The organism is Stenotrophomonas sp. 05N37 (assembly GCF_056397365.1).
Genome location: NZ_JBFTNG010000009.1, coordinates 12,957 through 29,868, shown reverse-complemented (window position 1 = coordinate 29,868; position 16,912 = coordinate 12,957). Strand labels below are relative to the sequence as shown.

At 69.0% G+C, this 16,912-nt stretch carries 14 protein-coding genes and 1 riboswitch; of the genes, 8 read left to right on the top strand and 6 right to left on the bottom strand.

What is annotated here, in order from left to right; genetic code table 11:
* Window positions 1–79: 79 nt before the first annotated feature.
* The 3 genes from AC1DGC_RS18490 to AC1DGC_RS18480 form a co-directional block, all read right to left on the bottom strand.
* Window positions 80–871, bottom strand: a complete 792-nt coding sequence (locus AC1DGC_RS18490) for an anti-sigma factor (protein WP_394162849.1) — start codon at window positions 869–871, stop codon at window positions 80–82.
* Window positions 868–1,437, bottom strand: a complete 570-nt coding sequence (locus AC1DGC_RS18485) for a sigma-70 family RNA polymerase sigma factor (RefSeq protein WP_259206758.1) — start codon at window positions 1,435–1,437, stop codon at window positions 868–870. Before AC1DGC_RS18485 ends, AC1DGC_RS18490 begins: the two co-directional genes overlap by 4 nt.
* Window positions 1,438–1,507: 70 nt before the next feature.
* Window positions 1,508–2,287: a hypothetical protein gene (locus tag AC1DGC_RS18480; protein WP_394162847.1), complete on the bottom strand. Its 780-nt coding sequence runs from the start codon at window positions 2,285–2,287 to the stop codon at window positions 1,508–1,510.
* A 150-nt stretch (window positions 2,288–2,437) separates the two neighbouring features.
* On the opposite strand from AC1DGC_RS18480, the gene pnuC reads away from it, so the two are divergent.
* The 7 genes from pnuC (at window position 2,438) to pncA (ending at window position 10,959) form a co-directional block, all read left to right on the top strand.
* A complete protein-coding gene (gene pnuC, locus AC1DGC_RS18475) occupies window positions 2,438–3,034 on the top strand; it encodes a nicotinamide riboside transporter PnuC (protein ID WP_259206760.1) in 597 nt (198 codons plus the stop codon).
* Complete coding sequence (locus AC1DGC_RS18470; protein ID WP_478048544.1) at window positions 3,027–4,073, top strand: AAA family ATPase; 1,047 nt, start codon at window positions 3,027–3,029, stop codon at window positions 4,071–4,073. The genes pnuC and AC1DGC_RS18470 overlap by 8 nt, the downstream gene beginning before the upstream one ends.
* A 104-nt stretch (window positions 4,074–4,177) precedes the next feature.
* Window positions 4,178–5,233 (top strand): bifunctional nicotinamide-nucleotide adenylyltransferase/Nudix hydroxylase, encoded by a 1,056-nt coding sequence (locus AC1DGC_RS18465; RefSeq protein ID WP_394163028.1) that lies wholly within the window; start codon window positions 4,178–4,180, stop codon window positions 5,231–5,233.
* A 63-nt stretch (window positions 5,234–5,296) separates the two neighbouring features.
* Window positions 5,297–6,721: a nicotinate phosphoribosyltransferase gene (locus AC1DGC_RS18460; RefSeq protein ID WP_478048543.1), complete on the top strand. Its 1,425-nt coding sequence runs from the start codon at window positions 5,297–5,299 to the stop codon at window positions 6,719–6,721.
* 51 nt (window positions 6,722–6,772) lie between these two features.
* Window positions 6,773–7,006: riboswitch (cobalamin riboswitch) on the top strand.
* Window positions 7,007–7,220: 214 nt separating this feature from the next.
* On the top strand, window positions 7,221–9,515 hold the full coding sequence (gene metE, locus AC1DGC_RS18455) for a 5-methyltetrahydropteroyltriglutamate--homocysteine S-methyltransferase (RefSeq protein ID WP_478048542.1): 2,295 nt from the start codon (window positions 7,221–7,223) through the stop codon (window positions 9,513–9,515).
* A 70-nt stretch (window positions 9,516–9,585) separates the two neighbouring features.
* The gene (locus AC1DGC_RS18450; RefSeq protein ID WP_478048541.1) at window positions 9,586–10,272 is read left to right on the top strand and encodes an epoxyqueuosine reductase QueH; all 687 of its coding nucleotides are present in this window, start codon (window positions 9,586–9,588) and stop codon (window positions 10,270–10,272) included.
* A 57-nt stretch (window positions 10,273–10,329) separates the two neighbouring features.
* A complete protein-coding gene (gene pncA, locus AC1DGC_RS18445) occupies window positions 10,330–10,959 on the top strand; it encodes a bifunctional nicotinamidase/pyrazinamidase (RefSeq protein WP_478048540.1) in 630 nt (209 codons plus the stop codon).
* A 198-nt stretch (window positions 10,960–11,157) separates the two neighbouring features.
* Here pncA and purU read toward each other — a convergent pair whose 3' ends face one another.
* The 3 genes from purU to aceE form a co-directional block, all read right to left on the bottom strand.
* Window positions 11,158–12,009, bottom strand: coding sequence for a formyltetrahydrofolate deformylase (purU, locus tag AC1DGC_RS18440; RefSeq protein WP_259206766.1), 852 nt, complete (start codon window positions 12,007–12,009; stop codon window positions 11,158–11,160).
* 67 nt (window positions 12,010–12,076) lie between these two features.
* Window positions 12,077–12,985: a hypothetical protein gene (locus AC1DGC_RS18435; RefSeq protein ID WP_478048539.1), complete on the bottom strand. Its 909-nt coding sequence runs from the start codon at window positions 12,983–12,985 to the stop codon at window positions 12,077–12,079.
* A 107-nt stretch (window positions 12,986–13,092) separates the two neighbouring features.
* On the bottom strand, window positions 13,093–15,765 hold the full coding sequence (gene aceE, locus AC1DGC_RS18430) for a pyruvate dehydrogenase (acetyl-transferring), homodimeric type (protein ID WP_478048538.1): 2,673 nt from the start codon (window positions 15,763–15,765) through the stop codon (window positions 13,093–13,095).
* Window positions 15,766–15,947: 182 nt separating this feature from the next.
* Here aceE and AC1DGC_RS18425 point away from each other — a divergent pair, with 182 nt between their 5' ends.
* Window positions 15,948–16,880 (top strand): LysR family transcriptional regulator, encoded by a 933-nt coding sequence (locus tag AC1DGC_RS18425; protein WP_259206770.1) that lies wholly within the window; start codon window positions 15,948–15,950, stop codon window positions 16,878–16,880.
* Window positions 16,881–16,912 lie beyond the last annotated feature (32 nt).

The window sequence follows — 16,912 nt, the reverse complement described above, 5'->3', positions numbered from 1 at the left end:
GCGCATCTCCTGGCGTTCTTGTCAGGAGATACGGGAATCAGGGCCATCCGGATGCACGAATCCGGAAATAAAACGTGCTTTACAGCGTCGCGATGTCGCCCTTGGCAACAATCGGCCCGGTCGGGACACCCTGCGGCGCGCCGCCGGCCGGTTCCAGCGTGACCGCGAGCACAGACCCGTTCACCAGCGCATCACGCAGTGCGTCGGGCACCGTCACGGTATGGGCGCGGTTGATCGACACCAGGCCCAGCGAACGCGGCGTGCCACCAGCCGGAATCAGCCACAGCTCGGGCGCGCGTCCAGCCGCGTCGGCCGCCGTCGGCACCGGCACCATCAGGACCTTGCCCTGCGCCTTGTCCACCGACGCGAGCCAGCCGGGGCTGCCATCGTCGCGCAGCAACGGGGTGACCGGTCGGGTCGCCTGCTCCGGTTCGGCCGGCGTCGGCGGCGCAGTCGGTGTGACCGCCACCGGCGTGGTCACCGGCGCCGGCGCCACCGGCTCCAGCTCGCGGCGGCTGAACACCGCCACCAGCGCCACCACCGCAGCCAGCGCGGTCATGCCCTGCCAGAAGCCGGTGCGCTGCCACGCGCGCGGTGCGTGGGTCGATACCGACGACCAGCCCAGCGAGGTGCGGATACGTGGCCACAGATGCGCCGGGACGGCTTCGCTGCCCATCGCGTCCAGCATCGGGGCCAGGCGGTGTTCCCACTGCGTCACCAGCCGGGCAAAACCGGGATCGCTGGCGATGCGACGCTCAACGTCCGCCCGCTGGCCCGCATCGAGCACGCCCAGCACGTACTCGCCGGCCAGGATGTCGGCACTGGGCGGCTGGCCGTCGTCAGGCAGATCGTGGCGGTCGCGGAGGTTCATTGCTCCAGGCACACCCGCAGTTGGCCCAGGCCGCGGCGGATCCAGCTCTTCACCGAACCCAGCGGCGAGCCGATCCGGCGCGCCAGTTCCTCATAGCTGGCGCCCTCCAGGAACGCCAGCTGGATCAGCGAGCGCCGGCGGGGCTCCAGCGTGTCCAGGCAGCCGTCCAGGCGCTGTCGATCGGAGGCCTGTTCGGCCACCTGCGCCGGTTGCGGGGCGAAATCGGGAATTTCGTCGGCCACCGACAGGTCGTCCAGCGGACGCGGCGGCGCCGCGCGCAGGCGATCGATTGCGCGGTTGCGCGCCATCATCGACAACCAGGTCATGGCCCCCGCCTTGGCACGATCGAACTGCGCAGCCTTGTGCCAGACGCGGGTAAAGACGTCCTGCAGCACCTCTTCGGCATCGCTGCGGTCGCGCAGTACGTGCAGGCAGATCGCGAACAGACGCCCCGACGCCAGCTGGTAGACCGACTCGAACGCCTGGCGATCGCCAGCGGCGACCCGGCCGAGCAGCTCGTCGAGGCGCCGCGCGGCGCCGGATTCGGCAGTGTCCAGCTCAGGCATCGCAGGCTCAATGTCGGCAGGGGGACTGCCCGCATCGTCGTCGCTGCGCGGGGCCTGCGCAAGGGGGCCCTCAGCCGGTGCATGCCGCCACCAGCGGCTGTTGCCGCGCCGCAGCCAGTTCGGCGGCGCTCGCCGCGACCGGCGCATCGGGGAATTCAACCCGCACCTGCGGGTAGCGGCCGCGTTCATCACGCACATTGCCGGTGCCGCTGAACTGCAGCAGGCGCGGGTTGTTGCGTGCATAGACCAGGTTCACCGCCGGCACCGCGAAACCGAACCACGCATCCAGGCGCATCTGCAGCTGCTCGGCTGGTTGGCCCTGCCATGTCACCGCGCTGCCGCGCTGCAGCTTCAGCGGCACCAGCCGCTGGCGGCTGGGCAGCAGGAACTGGAACGCCACCGGGCGCCCGGCCTGCAGGGCGTCCCAGTGGCCAAGCACGGCTGCGTCGAACCCGGCATCGACCACCGCGTCCGGCGGAATCGCGATGGTGCGGCTGACCCGGTCGGCGCGGGCGTCTTCACGCACATACACGGTGCGCGTGGCGGCGTTGCCCTGCAGGCCTTCCTGGTAGCCGCTGCGCGCGTCCTCGAAGGCGAAATCCGGCGTCTGCGCGCTGCCCCGCGGGGTCATCCACTTGCGCGCGAAGGGCCGGCCATCGGCGCAGCGGTACAGCACCAGCCGCGCGCGCGCCGTGGGCGGGCCCTGCAACCAGTGCGTCTCGCGGTACAGCAGGCGGCCATCGGCCGGCGCGAAGGCCCGGCCTTCCTGGCGCTGCACCTGCTGGGCGGCAGCGGGCAGGACCGGGCACAGCAGCAGCAACAGCAACGGGGGCAGAGGGGGGCGGCGCATGCGTGGCTCCACGTGGGGGTCGTGGGCAGATACGCAGCCAGCGGCGCGGCGGATGCAGTGGCTCGTCCCACGTAAACTTGGCAGCCCCGGTTTCCAAGACGCCCCCATGCCGTCGCTCCACCCTGCACACCACCTGCCCGGCGCGCTGGCATGACCAGCGCCCTGGAAATCACCGCCAACCTCACCGTGGCGGCCTCGATCCTGCTCGCTGGGCGCAACAGCGTGCATACCTGGTGGACCGGCATCATCGGCTGCACCCTGTTCGCACTGGTCTTCCACGACGCCCGGCTGTACGCCGACGTGGTGCTGCAGGGCGTGTTCGTGTTGACCAGCGTGATCGGCTGGTGGCAATGGCTGCGCGGCGACCACGGGCACGCGCTGCCGATCACCCGCGTGCAGGTGCGCACGCTGGGCTGGATGCTGCCGGCCGCAGTGCTGGCCAGCGTCGGCTATGGCCTGCTGCTTCACACCTGGACCGATGCCTACGCGCCGTTCCTGGATTCGGCCGTCCTGGTGCTGAGCGTGGTGGCGCAGCTGTTGATGATGCGCCGCAAGCTGGACGCGTGGTGGTTCTGGCTGCTGGTCAACAGCATCGCCATCCCGCTGTATGCCAGCCGCGGCCTGCACCTGACGGCGGTGCTGTACGTGGTGTTCTGGATCAACGCGCTGGTCTCGCTGCGGCATTGGCGGCGGCTGATGCGCGCCGCGGCTGCCGGCGCGGTGGCGGCGGAGCCCACGCATGGCTGAGCGCTTCGCCACCGGCCTGGTGGTGGGCAAGTTCAGCCCGCTGCACCGGGGCCACCAGGCGTTGATCGACCACGCGCTGGCGCAGTGCGAGACGGTGTTGCTGCTGAGCTGGAGCCAGCCCGAGCTGCCCGGCTGCGATGCATCGCGACGCGATGCGTGGCTGCAGGCGCTGTACCCGCAGGTTACGCGGCTGGTACTGGACCCTGCGCGCCTGGCCGCGCTCTGTGCGCAGCGCGGCGTGCCGGTACGGCCGCTGCCGGACAACGGCGATGACGACACGGCGCAGCGCACGTTCGTGGCCTGGGTATGCACCGCGCTGTGGGAGCGTCGGGTGGATGCGGTTTTCACCAGCGAAGACTACGGCGAGGGTTTCGCCGCTGCCCTGCAGCAGCATTTCAATGCACAGGCCGGTGCGCAGTGGCCGGTCGCGCACGTGTGCCTGGACCCCACGCGCAGCAGGATACCGGTATCGGGCACCGCGCTCCGGCGCGATCCACATGCACTGCGCGCCTTCCTGCCCCCCCGCGTGTACGCCGATTTCGTCGGGCGCATCGGCCTGCTCGGCGGCGAATCCAGCGGCAAGACCACGTTGGCGGCAGCGCTGGCCACCCGGTTGCAGACGACCTGGGCCGCTGAGTTCGGCCGCGAACATTGGGAGGCGCGCGGCGGCGCGCTGACCTATGACGACCTGCTCTACATTGCACGCGTGCAGGTGGCGCGCGAGGAAACGCTGTCGACCACGGCCAACCGCTGGCTGGTGTGCGACACCACGCCGCTGACCACGCAGCTGTACTGCGAGGTGATGTTCGGCCGCGTCGAGCCGGCGCTGCACGCGTTGGCGCAACGTCGCTACGCCCATCTGTTCCTGTGCGCACCGGATTTTGCGTTCGTGCAGGATGGCACCCGCCGCGACGCAGCCTTCCGCCATGCGCAGCACGACGCCTACGTGCAGGCGCTATCGGCGCAGGGCGTAGCGTTCCATGTCCTGACCGGCCCCGTGCAGCAGCGCATCGCGCAGGTGCTGCAGATCCTCGGCTGAACACCCGGCCCGCATGACACCGCCGACGTTGACGCCGTTTGGCAGAGGAGTAGCATTGGCATCAGCCAAGGGACAGACCCGCGGCATACACAACGACATGGGGGATTCTCATGGAATACGACTATCTGGTTTTCATCGGGCGTTTCGAGCCCTTCCATAACGGCCATGCCGCCGTTGCCCGCCTCGCACTGAGCCGGGCCAAGAAGCTGATCTTTCTGGTCGGCTCTGCCGACACCCCCCGCAGCCTCCGTAATCCCTGGACCGTGGCCGAACGTGCCGTGATGATCCAGGCCGCGCTGGAAGGTGCCGGCGAGCGTCTGTTGATCCGTCCGCTCAAGGACCATCTGTACAACGAAGCCCAGTGGATCGCCGGTGTGCAACGCACGGTGGCCGACGCCGTCCGCGCCGATGGTCACGCTGGCGATGCCAGGATCGGCCTGGTCGGGATGGACAAGGATGATTCCAGCTATTACCTGCGCGAGTTCCCGCAGTGGCCGCTGGTCGATGTACAGCACACCGAAACCTTGTCGGCCACCGAGCTGCGCCGTTACCTGTTCGAGGCCGGCAGCGTGGATTTCCATGGCGCGCTGCTGATGCTGCGCGGCAACGTGCCCGCACCGGTGTACGCCATGCTCGAAGCGTTCCGCAAGAGCGGGCCGGCCTATGCCCAGCTGGTGGCCGAGTACCAGTTCATCGAGCAGTACAAAGCGGCCTGGAAGGACGCGCCATACGCGCCCACCTTCGTCACCACCGATGCCGTGGTGGTGCATTCGGGCCACGTGCTGCTGGTGCGTCGCCGTGCCGAGCCCGGCAAGGGGCTGTGGGCGCTGCCGGGCGGGTTTGTCGGCCAGCAGCAGGGCCTGCTGGACAGCTGCCTGCGCGAACTGCGCGAGGAGACCCGGCTGAAGATACCGGCGCCGGTACTCAAGGGGTCGCTCAAGGGCCAGCATGTGTTCGACCACCCCGAACGCAGCCAGCGCGGCCGCACCATCACCCACGCCTTCCATTTCGATTTCCCGGCTGGCGAACTGCCGGCGGTACGCGGCGGCGACGATGCCGACAAGGCGCGCTGGATCCCGGTCAGCGAGGCGCTGGACATGGGGCCCAAGCTGTTCGAAGACCATCTCCACATCCTGGAGTTTTTCCTGGGCCGGGGCTGATCCCTGCCTGTTCCGCCGGTGGATAGACCGCCGGCGTCACCCGACGCGAAGGAGCTTCCCGTCATGCAGTACCTCGATAATCTTCTCCTCAATACCGACAGCTACAAGGCCAGCCACTGGCTGCAGTATCCGCCGGGTACCGATGCCACGTTCTTCTACGTGGAATCGCGCGGCGGCCTCTACGACCGCACGCTGTTCTTCGGCCTGCAGGCCATGCTGAAGGATTACCTGGCCAGGCCGATCACCCACGCCGACATCGATGCGGCGCGCGATCTCTTCGCCGCCCATGGCGAGCCCTTCAACGAGGCCGGCTGGCGGTACATCGTCGATGCGCATGGCGGCCTGTTGCCGGTACGCATCCGCGCCGTGCCCGAAGGCACCGTGGTGCCCGTGCACAACGCGCTGATGACGATTGAATCGACCGACCCGCAGGCATTCTGGGTACCGTCATACCTCGAAACGCTGCTGCTGCGGATCTGGTACCCGGTGACGGTAGCGACCACCAGCTGGCACGCCAAGCAGACCATCCGCCGCTTCCTGGAGCGCACCAGCGACGACCCGGAAGGCCAGTTGCCGTTCAAGCTGCATGACTTCGGCAGCCGTGGCGTGTCGAGCCTGGAGTCGGCCGCCATCGGCGGCGCCGCGCACCTGGTCAATTTCCTTGGTACCGATACCGTCTCGGCGCTGCTGTTCGCCCGCGCCTTCTACCATGAGCCGGTGGCCGGCCATTCGATCCCGGCCGCCGAGCACAGCACGATCACCAGCTGGGGCCGCGACAACGAGGTGGAGGCCTACCGCAACATGCTTGCGCGCTTTGCCACGCCCGGTGCAGTGGTGGCGGTGGTGTCGGACAGCTATGACATCTACCACGCGATCACCCAGCACTGGGGCACCACGCTGCGCCAGCAGGTGATCGACTCGGGTGCCACCGTGGTGATCCGCCCGGACTCGGGCGACCCGGTGACGGTGGTGCTGCAATGCCTGCAACTGCTGGACGACGCCTTCGGCCACGCGGTCAACGGCAAGGGCTACAAGGTGCTCAACCACGTGCGCGTGATCCAGGGCGACGGCGTCAACCCGACCAGCATCGGCGACATCCTGGCCTGCATCACCGCGGCCGGCTACGCCGCCGACAACGTCGCCTTCGGCATGGGCGGCGCGCTGCTGCAGCGGCTGGACCGCGACACCCAGAAGTTCGCGCTGAAATGTTCGGCCGCCCGGGTGGACGGAAACTGGATCGACGTCTACAAGGACCCGGTTACCGACAGTGGCAAGCAGAGCAAGCGCGGTCGCATGCGCCTGCTGCGGCATCGCGAGTACGGCCAGTTCCGCACAGTGCCGATCCCGGCCGAGGCCGAGTCGCTGGCCGCGGTCGCGCTGCCGCTGGGCTACGAGGACGCCATGCTGACCGTCTGGGAGAACGGGCGGCTGCTGCAGGACGACACCTTTGCCGACATCCGCAGCCGGGCGGACGCGGCGCGCTTGTAAGCGGCGTCATTCATCGGCCGTAACCCCCCTTGACCACCGCCCGCCTTCGGCCTACCTTGTGCGGGCCGAAGGTATCTATCTCTTCATGCAGATGAAGGGATGGGTTTAAACGGGAATCCGGTGAAGGCGCCTCGCGCGCCCATTCCGGAGCTGCCCCGCAGCGGTGAATGGAAACGAATCCTGCCAACAGCACTGGGCCTCACCGCCTGGGAAGCGGCAGGTACTAGGTGGGCGCCCGCGCCCGTGTCCATCAGCCCGAATACCGGCCCCGGCCGGGGGACACGACCGTCCCCCGATTCGACCTGGAACGTCCGCGGGGAGGTTGCCGGGGCCTGCCGCCATGCCGCCCGCGTGGCGCTGCCCCCGTGCGTCCGCTCCACGACATCCGGTTCGCCCGCGGGGGCGAAGGTCGCTGGCGGGACGGACACGGCAGCCATGGCGTGGCCGGCACGCGGTTCCTTCGTTCCTCAATGCCGCTACTGCAATGAGGACACGTTCCATGACCACTGTTACCAACCTGGGGTTTCCCCGCATCGGCGCCAAGCGCGAACTCAAGCGCGCGCTGGAAGCGTTCTGGGCCGGCGAAAGCAGCGCCGCGTCGCTGCAGGACACCGCCCGTGGCCTGCGTGCACGCCATTGGACCCTGCAGCGCGAGGCCGGCGTCGATGTGCCGCCGAGCAACGACTTCAGCTTCTACGACCAGGTGCTCGACACCGCCTTCCTGGTGGACGCGATCCCGGCCCGCTACCGCGCCCTGGCCGATGCCGACCCGTTGGCGGGCTATTTCGCGCTGGCCCGCGGCGTGCAGCGCGACGGCTACGACCTGCACGCGCTGGAAATGACCAAGTGGTTCGATACCAACTACCACTACCTGGTGCCAGAACTGCAGGCCGGCCAGGGCTTCGCCCTGCGCGGCGACAAGCCGCTGGCCGAGTACCGTGAAGCCAAGGCGCTGGGCATCGAGACACGACCGGTGCTGCTGGGCCCGGTGAGCTTCCTGCTGTTGTCCAAGACCGTGGACGGCAGCCCGGCGCTGGACCTGCTGGACGCGCTGCTGCCGGTATATGCCGAATTGCTGGCCGGGCTGAAGGCCGCCGGTGCGCAGTGGGTGCAGCTGGACGAGCCGGTGCTGGTGCAGGACCTGGACGACAGCGCGCGCGCCGCGTTCGAACACGCCTATGCGGCGCTGTCCGGCGTGCCACGCCCCAAGGTACTGCTGGCCACCTACTTCGGCGCGCTGGAGGACAACCTCGGCCTGGCCGCCGCCTTGCCGGTGGACGGCCTGCACGTGGACCTGGTGCGCGCACCGGAGCAGTTGGACGCCGTGCTCAGCGTGCTGCCGGCCGACCGCGTGCTGTCGGCCGGCCTGGTCAACGGCCGCAACATCTGGCGCACCCACCTCGACAACGCGCTGGTACTGGCCCGTTACGCGCACGGCCACCTCGGCGACCGGCTGTGGCTGGCACCGTCGTGTTCGCTGCTGCACAGCCCGGTGGACCTGGCGCTGGAAACCAGGCTGGATGACGAGCTGCGCGGCTGGCTGGCGTTCTCGACCCAGAAGCTGCAGGAACTGCGCCTGCTGGCCGATGCGCTGGACGCCCGACCGCACGCCGAGGCCGGGCTGGCCGCGTCGCGCGCGCGCATCGAATCGCGCCGGCAGTCGCCGCGCGTGCACAAGCCCGCCGTGGCCGCGCGCCTGGCCGGCCTGACCGCTGCCGATGCGCAGCGCCACAGCCCCTACCCGCAGCGGCACCTGGCCCAGGCAGGCGCCCTGCAGCTGCCACGCTTCCCGACCACCACGATCGGCTCGTTCCCGCAGACCCTGGACGTGCGCGAGGCACGCGCCCGCAACAAGTCCGGCAAGCTCTCCGACGCCGACTACGATGCGTTCCTGGCCACCCAGACCGAGCACTGCGTGCGCGTGCAGGAGCAGATCGGGCTGGACGTGCTGGTGCACGGCGAGTTCGAGCGCAACGACATGGTCGAATACTTCGGCGAACAACTCGATGGCTTTGCCTTCACCAGGAATGGCTGGGTGCAGAGCTACGGCTCGCGCTGCGTGAAGCCGCCGGTGATCTTCGGCGATGTGACCCGCCCACGGCCGATGACGGTGCGCTGGTCGCAGTACGCGCAGTCGCTGACCGACCGCCCGATGAAAGGCATGCTGACCGGCCCGGTGACGGTGCTGCAGTGGTCGTTCGTGCGCGATGACCAGTCGCGCGCGGACACCTGCAGGCAGATCGCGCTGGCGCTGCGGGACGAGGTACTGGACCTGGAGGCGGCCGGCATCGGCGTGATCCAGATCGACGAGCCGGCGATCCGCGAAGGCCTGCCGCTGCGCCGCGCACAGTGGCGCGAGTACCTGGACTGGGCGGTGGAAGCGTTCCGGATCAGTGCCAGCGGCGTGCGCGATGCCACCCAGATCCACACCCACATGTGCTATTCCGAGTTCAACGACATCATCCACTCGGTGGCGGCAATGGATGCCGACGTGATCTCCATCGAGACCTCGCGCTCGCGGATGGAGCTGCTGGATGCATTCGTGCGCTTCCAGTACCCCAACGAGATCGGCCCGGGCGTGTACGACATCCACTCCCCGCGCGTGCCGGACAAGGAAGAGATGCTGGCGCTGCTGCGCAAGGCCGCCGAGGTCCTGCGGCCAGAGCAGATCTGGGTCAACCCCGACTGCGGCCTGAAGACCCGCGGCTGGAAGGAAACCCGGGCCGCGCTGGAAGCGCTGGTGGCCGCCGCCCGCGAACTGCGCGCGGAAAACGCCGACGCCAACGCCGCCTGATCCACCGTCTGTAGATGACCCCAAGGACCGCACCGCCGCCGTTGCCGGCGGTGCGGTCGACGAGAGCCGCATGACCACGCCCACCGTTACCCCGCTCGACCGCCCCACCCTGGCCCTGCCCGACGGCAACACCCGGCTGCTGCTGCATTCGTGCTGCGCGCCGTGCTCGGGCGAAGTGATGGAGGCGATCACCGCCTCCGGCATCGACTACACCATCTTCTTCTACAACCCCAACATCCATCCGGCGCGCGAGTATGAGCTGCGCAAGCAGGAGAACATCCGCTTCGCCGAGAAGCACGGCGTGCCGTTCGTGGACGCCGACTACGACACCGACAACTGGTTCGCCCGCGCCCGCGGCATGGAAGCCGAGCCCGAGCGTGGCATCCGCTGCACGATGTGCTTCGACATGCGTTTCGTGCGCACCGCGCTGTATGCACACGAACATGGCTTTCCGGTGATCAGCAGTTCGCTGGGCATCTCGCGCTGGAAAGACATGAACCAGATCAACGACTGCGGCCATCGCGCCGCCGCGCAGTACCCGGGCATCCAGTACTGGGACTACAACTGGCGCAAGGGCGGTGGTGCCGCGCGCATGGTGGAGATCAGCAAGCGCGAGCAGTTCTACCAGCAGGAGTACTGCGGTTGCGTGTATTCGCTGCGCGATGCCAACCGGCACCGCCGCGAGACCGGCCGCGAGCGCATCAAGATCGGCCTGCTGTATTACGGACAGGACAACGGCGCCCCCACGGGCGATTGACGTTCGCACGCGGGGCCGCCACGCTGGTTGCCTCGCTTCCGTTGTGCTGGACCTGCCATGACCGCCGCCCTACCCGCCGATGTCGCCCTGCTGGTGATCGACCTGCAGCCGGACTTCATGCCCGGTGGCGCGCTGGCCTGCGAGCAGGGCGATGCGCTGGTGGCGCCGATCGCCGCCCTGCTGGCGCAGCGCCGCTACCGCACGGTCGTGGCGACCCAGGACTGGCACCCGGCCGACCACGCCTCCTTTGCCAGCCAGCATCCGGGGCATCTGCCGTTCGAGGCCATCCTGCTGCATGCGCAGCCGCAGACCCTGTGGCCGGACCACTGCGTGCAGGGCAGCCCGGGCGCGGCGCTGCACACGGGCCTGGACTGGACCGTGGCCGACCTGATCCTGCGCAAGGGCACCCGCCAGCAGGTGGACTCCTACAGCGCGTTCCGCGAGAACCATGGCCCGGACGGCACCCGCCCGGCCACCGGCCTGGCCGGCTGGCTGCACGAACGCGGCATTCGCGAGGTGCATGTGTGCGGCCTGGCGCGCGACTACTGCGTGCTGTGGAGCGCACAGGACGCGGTGAAAGCCGGGTTCCGGGTCAAGTTCCTGTGGGACATGACCCGGCCGGTGACCGAGGCCAACGACGGCATGGTGCGCGAGGCATTGGCGAAGGCGAAGATCGCGGTCGTTTGACCGGCTGCCTCCGGGTGCGGGGCGGAACGGCGTACCGATCTGCGGGCGGAACGGCGTTGCGACCAAGGGTGGGAACGCCGTACCGATCGGCGGTCGGAACAGCGTGCCGACCAGCGGTCGGAAGAGCGTACCGACCAACGGTCGGTACCTACGGATCAAGGTGCAGGCAGCATCAGGCAACCGGCGCCGCATCCCGGTTCAGCGAAATACCACCGTGCGATGGCCGTTGCGCAGGATGCGGTGCTCCACATGCCGACGTACCGCGCGCGCCAGCACCTGCGATTCGGTGTCGCTACCCAGCCGCACCAGGTCGCGCGGGGTCATGGCGTGGTCCACGCGCGCCACGTCCTGCTCGATGATCGGGCCTTCGTCCAGGTCTTCGGTGACGTAATGCGCGGTGGCGCCGATGATCTTGACCCCGCGCGCGTGCGCCTGGTGGTACGGCTGCGCACCCTTGAAGCTGGGCAGGAAGCTGTGGTGGATGTTGATCGCCTTGCCCGCCAATGCCTTGCACAGGCGCGGCGACAGGATCTGCATGTAGCGCGCCAGCACCACCAGGTCGATGCGCTCGCGCTCGACCAGGTCGATGATCTGCTGCTCCTGCGTGTCACGGTTGTCGGCGTTGACCGGCAGGTGATGGAACGGCACGCCGTAGGAACCTGCCAGCGCCGCGAAGTCGTCATGGTTGGAGGCCACTGCGGCGATCTCGACCTGAAGCTGGCGGCTGTGTGCGCGGAACAGCAGGTCGTTCAGGCAATGCCCCTGCTTGCTCACCAGGACCAGCAGCCGCGCACGGCGGCGCGCGTCGTGCAGTTGCCAGTCCATCTGGAACTCCGCCGCCAGCGTCCCCATCCGCGCTTCGATATCCGCCAGCGCCTGGCTGGCGGCCCGATCGAAGTGCACGCGCAGGAAGAAGCGGCCGCTCTCCTCATCGCCAAACTGCTGGGCATCGAGGATGTTGCAGCCGAGCTCGAACAGCAGGCCGGAGACGCGATAGACGATCCCGGTACGGTCCGGGCATGAGAGGGTGAGGATGGAATCGGGGCGCATCGTTCGAGTGTAAGCGAGCACCGCCGCGGCGCGGACGATGCTCTCAGATGCAACCAAGCACGTGGACTCAGCGTGTTTGCGCGTCCAGTGCCGCACGGATGACGCGCAGGTCGGCGCCCTCTGGCGGCCAGCCGGCCACGGTCGCGACCACCTCGCCATCGCGCAGCAGGTGGAACACCGGTGACTGGCCAGTGTCCAGCGCGTGCCACGACGGATCGCTCACCATCGGCTGCATGGGCAGGTCCGGATGCGCGCGGTTCCAGTCCAGCATTTCCTGGCCGGGCCAGGCCTGGCCGATCGGCACCACCAGTTGCAGACGCGCGCGTAGCCAGGCGTAGTCAGGCTGCGAGGTGATCGCCTGCAGCGCGCGCCGCGAGAAGCCGCAGTGCGGGTGCACCATCGCCACCACCTGCAGGCCATCCTCGGCCAGCACCGTGCGCTGGACCTGGCCGATGTCCTCCAGCCGCAGCAACGGCCGGCCCGCCAGCGTCTTGCCGCCAATCGTCGGCAAGGCGGTGGGCGGCGTCTGCAGGCGGGTGTTCAGCGCGTTGGCCTCGTCGAACCGCTGCAGCGCGATCAGCGAACCGCGCATGCTGCGGTGGTGGTCATCCACGGCAAGACCGCGCGCGACCAGCGCCTCGTACAGGCACTGCAGGCGCAGCAAGGTGGCCGGTTCACGCGCGTAGAAGGCGATCAGGGCGGTGGACTGGAACAGGTCCTGCAACCGCGCATCCGGCAATGCCACGCAATCGCCGGACTGCATCGCCACCGGTGCGGCCTGCGCATACGCCCTGCGCATTGCCGCCAGGCGCTCGGCCGCGGGCTGTGCCGGGTCGGCATCCAGTGCCACCAGCCGGGCATGCAGGCTGCCCGGAACCGGTTCGGTGCGGGCGACGGCCGCGGGCAGCAGCCCGCAGCACAGCAGCACCGCGAGGAACAGGACGACGGCCGTGCCGGGCTGTCGATCGCACTTCATCACGGCCTCCCTGCTGTCAGCTGGATACGAGGCATCCAGCATGCCAGCGTTCCTGCCGTGCGGCAGAGACCGGAGTCGCGCTATCAATGGCGTGAATGCTTCCGTGCCTACACCGCCGCCGGGTCCACCTTCTCCACATCGATCCCGTACGTCTCGATCGCCACCTGCAACTGGCCGCGCTCGATCCGCCCGTCATCGGCCAGTGCCTTCAACGCGGCCAGCACGATGAAGTGCCGGTCCACCTCGAAGAACGTACGCAGCGACTCACGCGTGTCCGAGCGGCCAAACCCATCGGTACCCAGCGCGGTGAAGCGGCGGCCGTCGACGAACGGGCGGATCTGGTCGGCGACGATCTTCATGTAGTCGGTGGCCACCACCAGCGGGCCGGCGTGCGCGGCCAGGCACTGCTGCACGTAGGGCACGCGCGGCGGCTGCAGCGGGTGCAGCAGGTTCCAGCGTTCGATGGCCAGGCCGTCGCGGCGCAGCTCGGTCAGGCTGGTCGCGCTCCACACATCGCTGGCGATGCCGAAGTCCTGCTGCAGCAGCGTGGCGGCGGCTTCCACCTCGCGCAGGATCGCGCCGCTGCCCATCAGCTGCACGCGCAGCGCCGGGTCGCTGTCGGCGGCGGCCGGGTGCAGCAGGTACATGCCCTTGAGGATGCCTTCCTCGGCACCGTCGGGCATCGCCGGGTGCGGGTAGTTCTCGTTGAGTACGGTGATGTAGTAGTAGATGTCTTCCTGGTCCACGTACATGCGGCGCAGCCCGTCCTGGATGATCACCGCCAGCTCGAAGTTGTAGGTGGGGTCAAACGATACGCAGCTGGGGATCACCGAGGACAGCACGTGGCTGTGGCCGTCGTCGTGCTGCAGGCCCTCGCCCATCAGCGTGGTGCGCCCGGAGGTGGCGCCCAGCAGGAAGCCGCGCGTGCGCGCATCGGCGGCGGCCCAGGCCAGGTCGCCCACGCGCTGCAGGCCGAACATCGAGTAGAAAATGTAGAACGGAATCGTGGCCAGGCCGTGGTTGCTGTAGGCGGTGCCGGCGGCGATCCACGAGCAGATCGCGCCGGATTCGTTGATGCCTTCCTGCAGGATCTGGCCGTCCTTGGCTTCCTTGTAATAGCTCAGCTGGCCGGCGTCCTGCGGCGTGTAGAGCTGGCCGAGGTAGGAGTGGATGCCGATCTGGCGGAACAGGCCTTCCATGCCGAAGGTGCGCGATTCATCGGGCACAATCGGGATGACCAGCTTGCCCAGCGCCGGGTCCTTGAGCAGCGTGCCGAGGATGCGCACGAAGCCCATGGTGGTGGACTGGCCGCGCTCACCGCTGCCCTGCAGCTGGGTGGCGAAGGCCGGCAGCGGCGGCACCGGCAGCGGATCGACGTGGGTCAGGCGCGCGGGCAGCTGGCCGCCCTGCGCCTGGCGGCGCTGGGCGAAGTAGCGCTCCTCCACGCTGCCCGGCACGGGGCGCAGGTACGGCATGTCCTCGAGCTGGTCGTCGCTGACCGGCAGGTCGAAGCGGTCGCGGAAGGCGCGCACCGCGTCCAGGCTCATCTTCTTGAGCTGGTGGTTGATGTTCTGCCCTTCCCCGGCCTCGCCCATGCCGAAGCCCTTGACGGTCTTGGCCAGGATCACGCTCGGGCGGCCGTTGCCAGCCACGGCCTGGGCGTAGGCGGCATACACCTTCTGCGGATCGTGACCGCCACGGGCCAACGCCCAGATGTCGTCGTCGCTCATGTCCGCGACCAGGTCCAGCAGCGGCGGATACTTGCCGAAGAAATGCTCGCGCACGTAGGCGCCACTCTGCGACTTGAAGGTCTGGTAGTCGCCGTCCACGCATTCCATCATGCGCTGGCGCAGCAGGCCGCTGTGGTCCTTGGCCAGCAGCGCGTCCCAGCCGCCGCCCCAGATCACCTTGATGACGTTCCAGCCAGCGGCGCGGAAGGTGCCTTCCAGTTCCTGGATGACCTTGGCATTGCCGCGCACCGGGCCGTCCAGCCGCTGCAGGTTGCAGTTGACCACGAACACCAGGTTGTCCAGGCGCTCGCGCCCGGCCACCGAGATGGCCGCCAGCGATTCGGGCTGGTCCATTTCGCCATCGCCGAGGAACGCCCAGACCTTGCGACCCTGGTGCTCCTTCAGGCCGCGGTATTCCAGGTAGCGCATGTAGCGCGCCTGGTAGGCCGCGGTGAGCGGGCCCAGGCCCATCGACACGGTGGGGAACTGCCAGAAATCCGGCATCAGCCGCGGGTGCGGGTAGGAAGACAATCCATCGCGGTCGGACTCGCGGCGGAAGTTGTCCATGCGCTCGGGGGTGATGCGGCCTTCGACGAACGCGCGGCCATAGATACCCGGGGCGGAGTGGCCCTGGATGTAGATCATGTCGCCGTCGAAGGTATCGGTGCGGCCACGGAAGAAGTGATCGAAGCCGACGTCGTACAGCACCGCGGCCGACTGGTAGGTGGCGATATGGCCACCCACGTTGGAGTGCTTGCCGGCGCGCAGCACCATCACCATCGCGTTCCAGCGGATCATCGCGTTGAGCCGGCGCTCGATCGCCAGGTCGCCCGGGTAGGCCGGCTGGCGCTCGACCGGGATGCTGTTGACGTAGGCGGTCCAGGCGCGCGCATGCAGGTCGCCATGCCGGGCCACGTCGAGGTCGCTGAGCTGGTCGATCAGGTAGTGCGCGCGCGGGCGCCCGGCCACGTCGGTGACCGCCTGCAGCGCTTCACGCCATTCCTGGGTTTCCTGGGGGTCGGTATCGAGGGGGGCGAGCGCTGGGTCCATGGTCCATCTCCGGCAAAGGCGGCCCCTCCGGGCGCGGCGTGCACTCGCGGCGGAGGCAGGCGGTCAGCGCGGATGGGCGGGGAGCACCACCATAGGAGCCGGTCCGGGTGGCCGGTAGATGCAGCGCTCTTGGCTCTTTATAAAGACAAACTTTGCAATCACAGGCGAGAATGGCGGTCACCATGAATATTCTCCAGTCAATCCGCAGCTTCATCCGCACCGCCGACGCCGGCAGCCTGGCCGCGGCGGCCCGCACCCTGGGCATCAGCGCGGCGGCGGTGGGGCAGAACATCGCCCGGCTCGAGGCCCACCTGGGCGTGCGCCTGTTCAACCGCACCACCCGCCAGTTGGCGCTGACCGAGCGCGGCGCGCTGTACCTGGCGCAGGTGCGCTACATCGAGCGCGACCTGCAGCGTGCGCAGGCCGCGGTGACCGACCTGGACGCCACCCCCGAAGGCCGCCTCCGCATCGCCTGCAGCACCTCCTTCGGCCGGCACAAGCTGGCCCCGCTGCTGCCATCGCTGAAGGCGCGTTACCCGCGCCTGGCGATCGAACTGCTGCTGGCCGACCGTGCGGTGGACCACGCACGCGAGGACGTGGATGTGAGCATCCGCATCGAACCGCAGCTGGAAGAAGGGCTGGTCGCGCGGCCGATAGCGCAGGTGCCGTTCGTGTTCTGCGCGGCGCCGTCCTACCTGGCGCGGACCGGCGTACCGCGCACGCCCGAGGCGCTGCGCGAGCATCGTTGCCTGTTGTTCCGGCATCCGAAGGATGGCCGCCACCTGCGCTGGGGCTTCGTGCGCGACGGGCTGCGCTTCGACGCGGAGGTGAGCCCGGCGCTGGTCAGCGACGACATCGATGCCCTGGCCGCGATGGCCCTGGCCGGCGGTGGCATCACCCGGCTGGCGGCCTTCGTCGCGGCACCGTACCTGGCGCGCGGGGAGTTGCAGGCCCTGTTCGACGGCAACGAGGCCGGCGATGCGCAGGCGTTGCCCGAGCCGATGCGGCTGTACCTGTGCGTGAGCGACCGCCGCGACCTCACCCCGAAGGTGCGCGCGTTGATGCAGCACATCGTCGATGGGCTGCCGCCGGAGTGGCGGGTGGACGTGGGCTGAGGTGTGCCGGTGCAGGCGATGGCGGGCGGCCA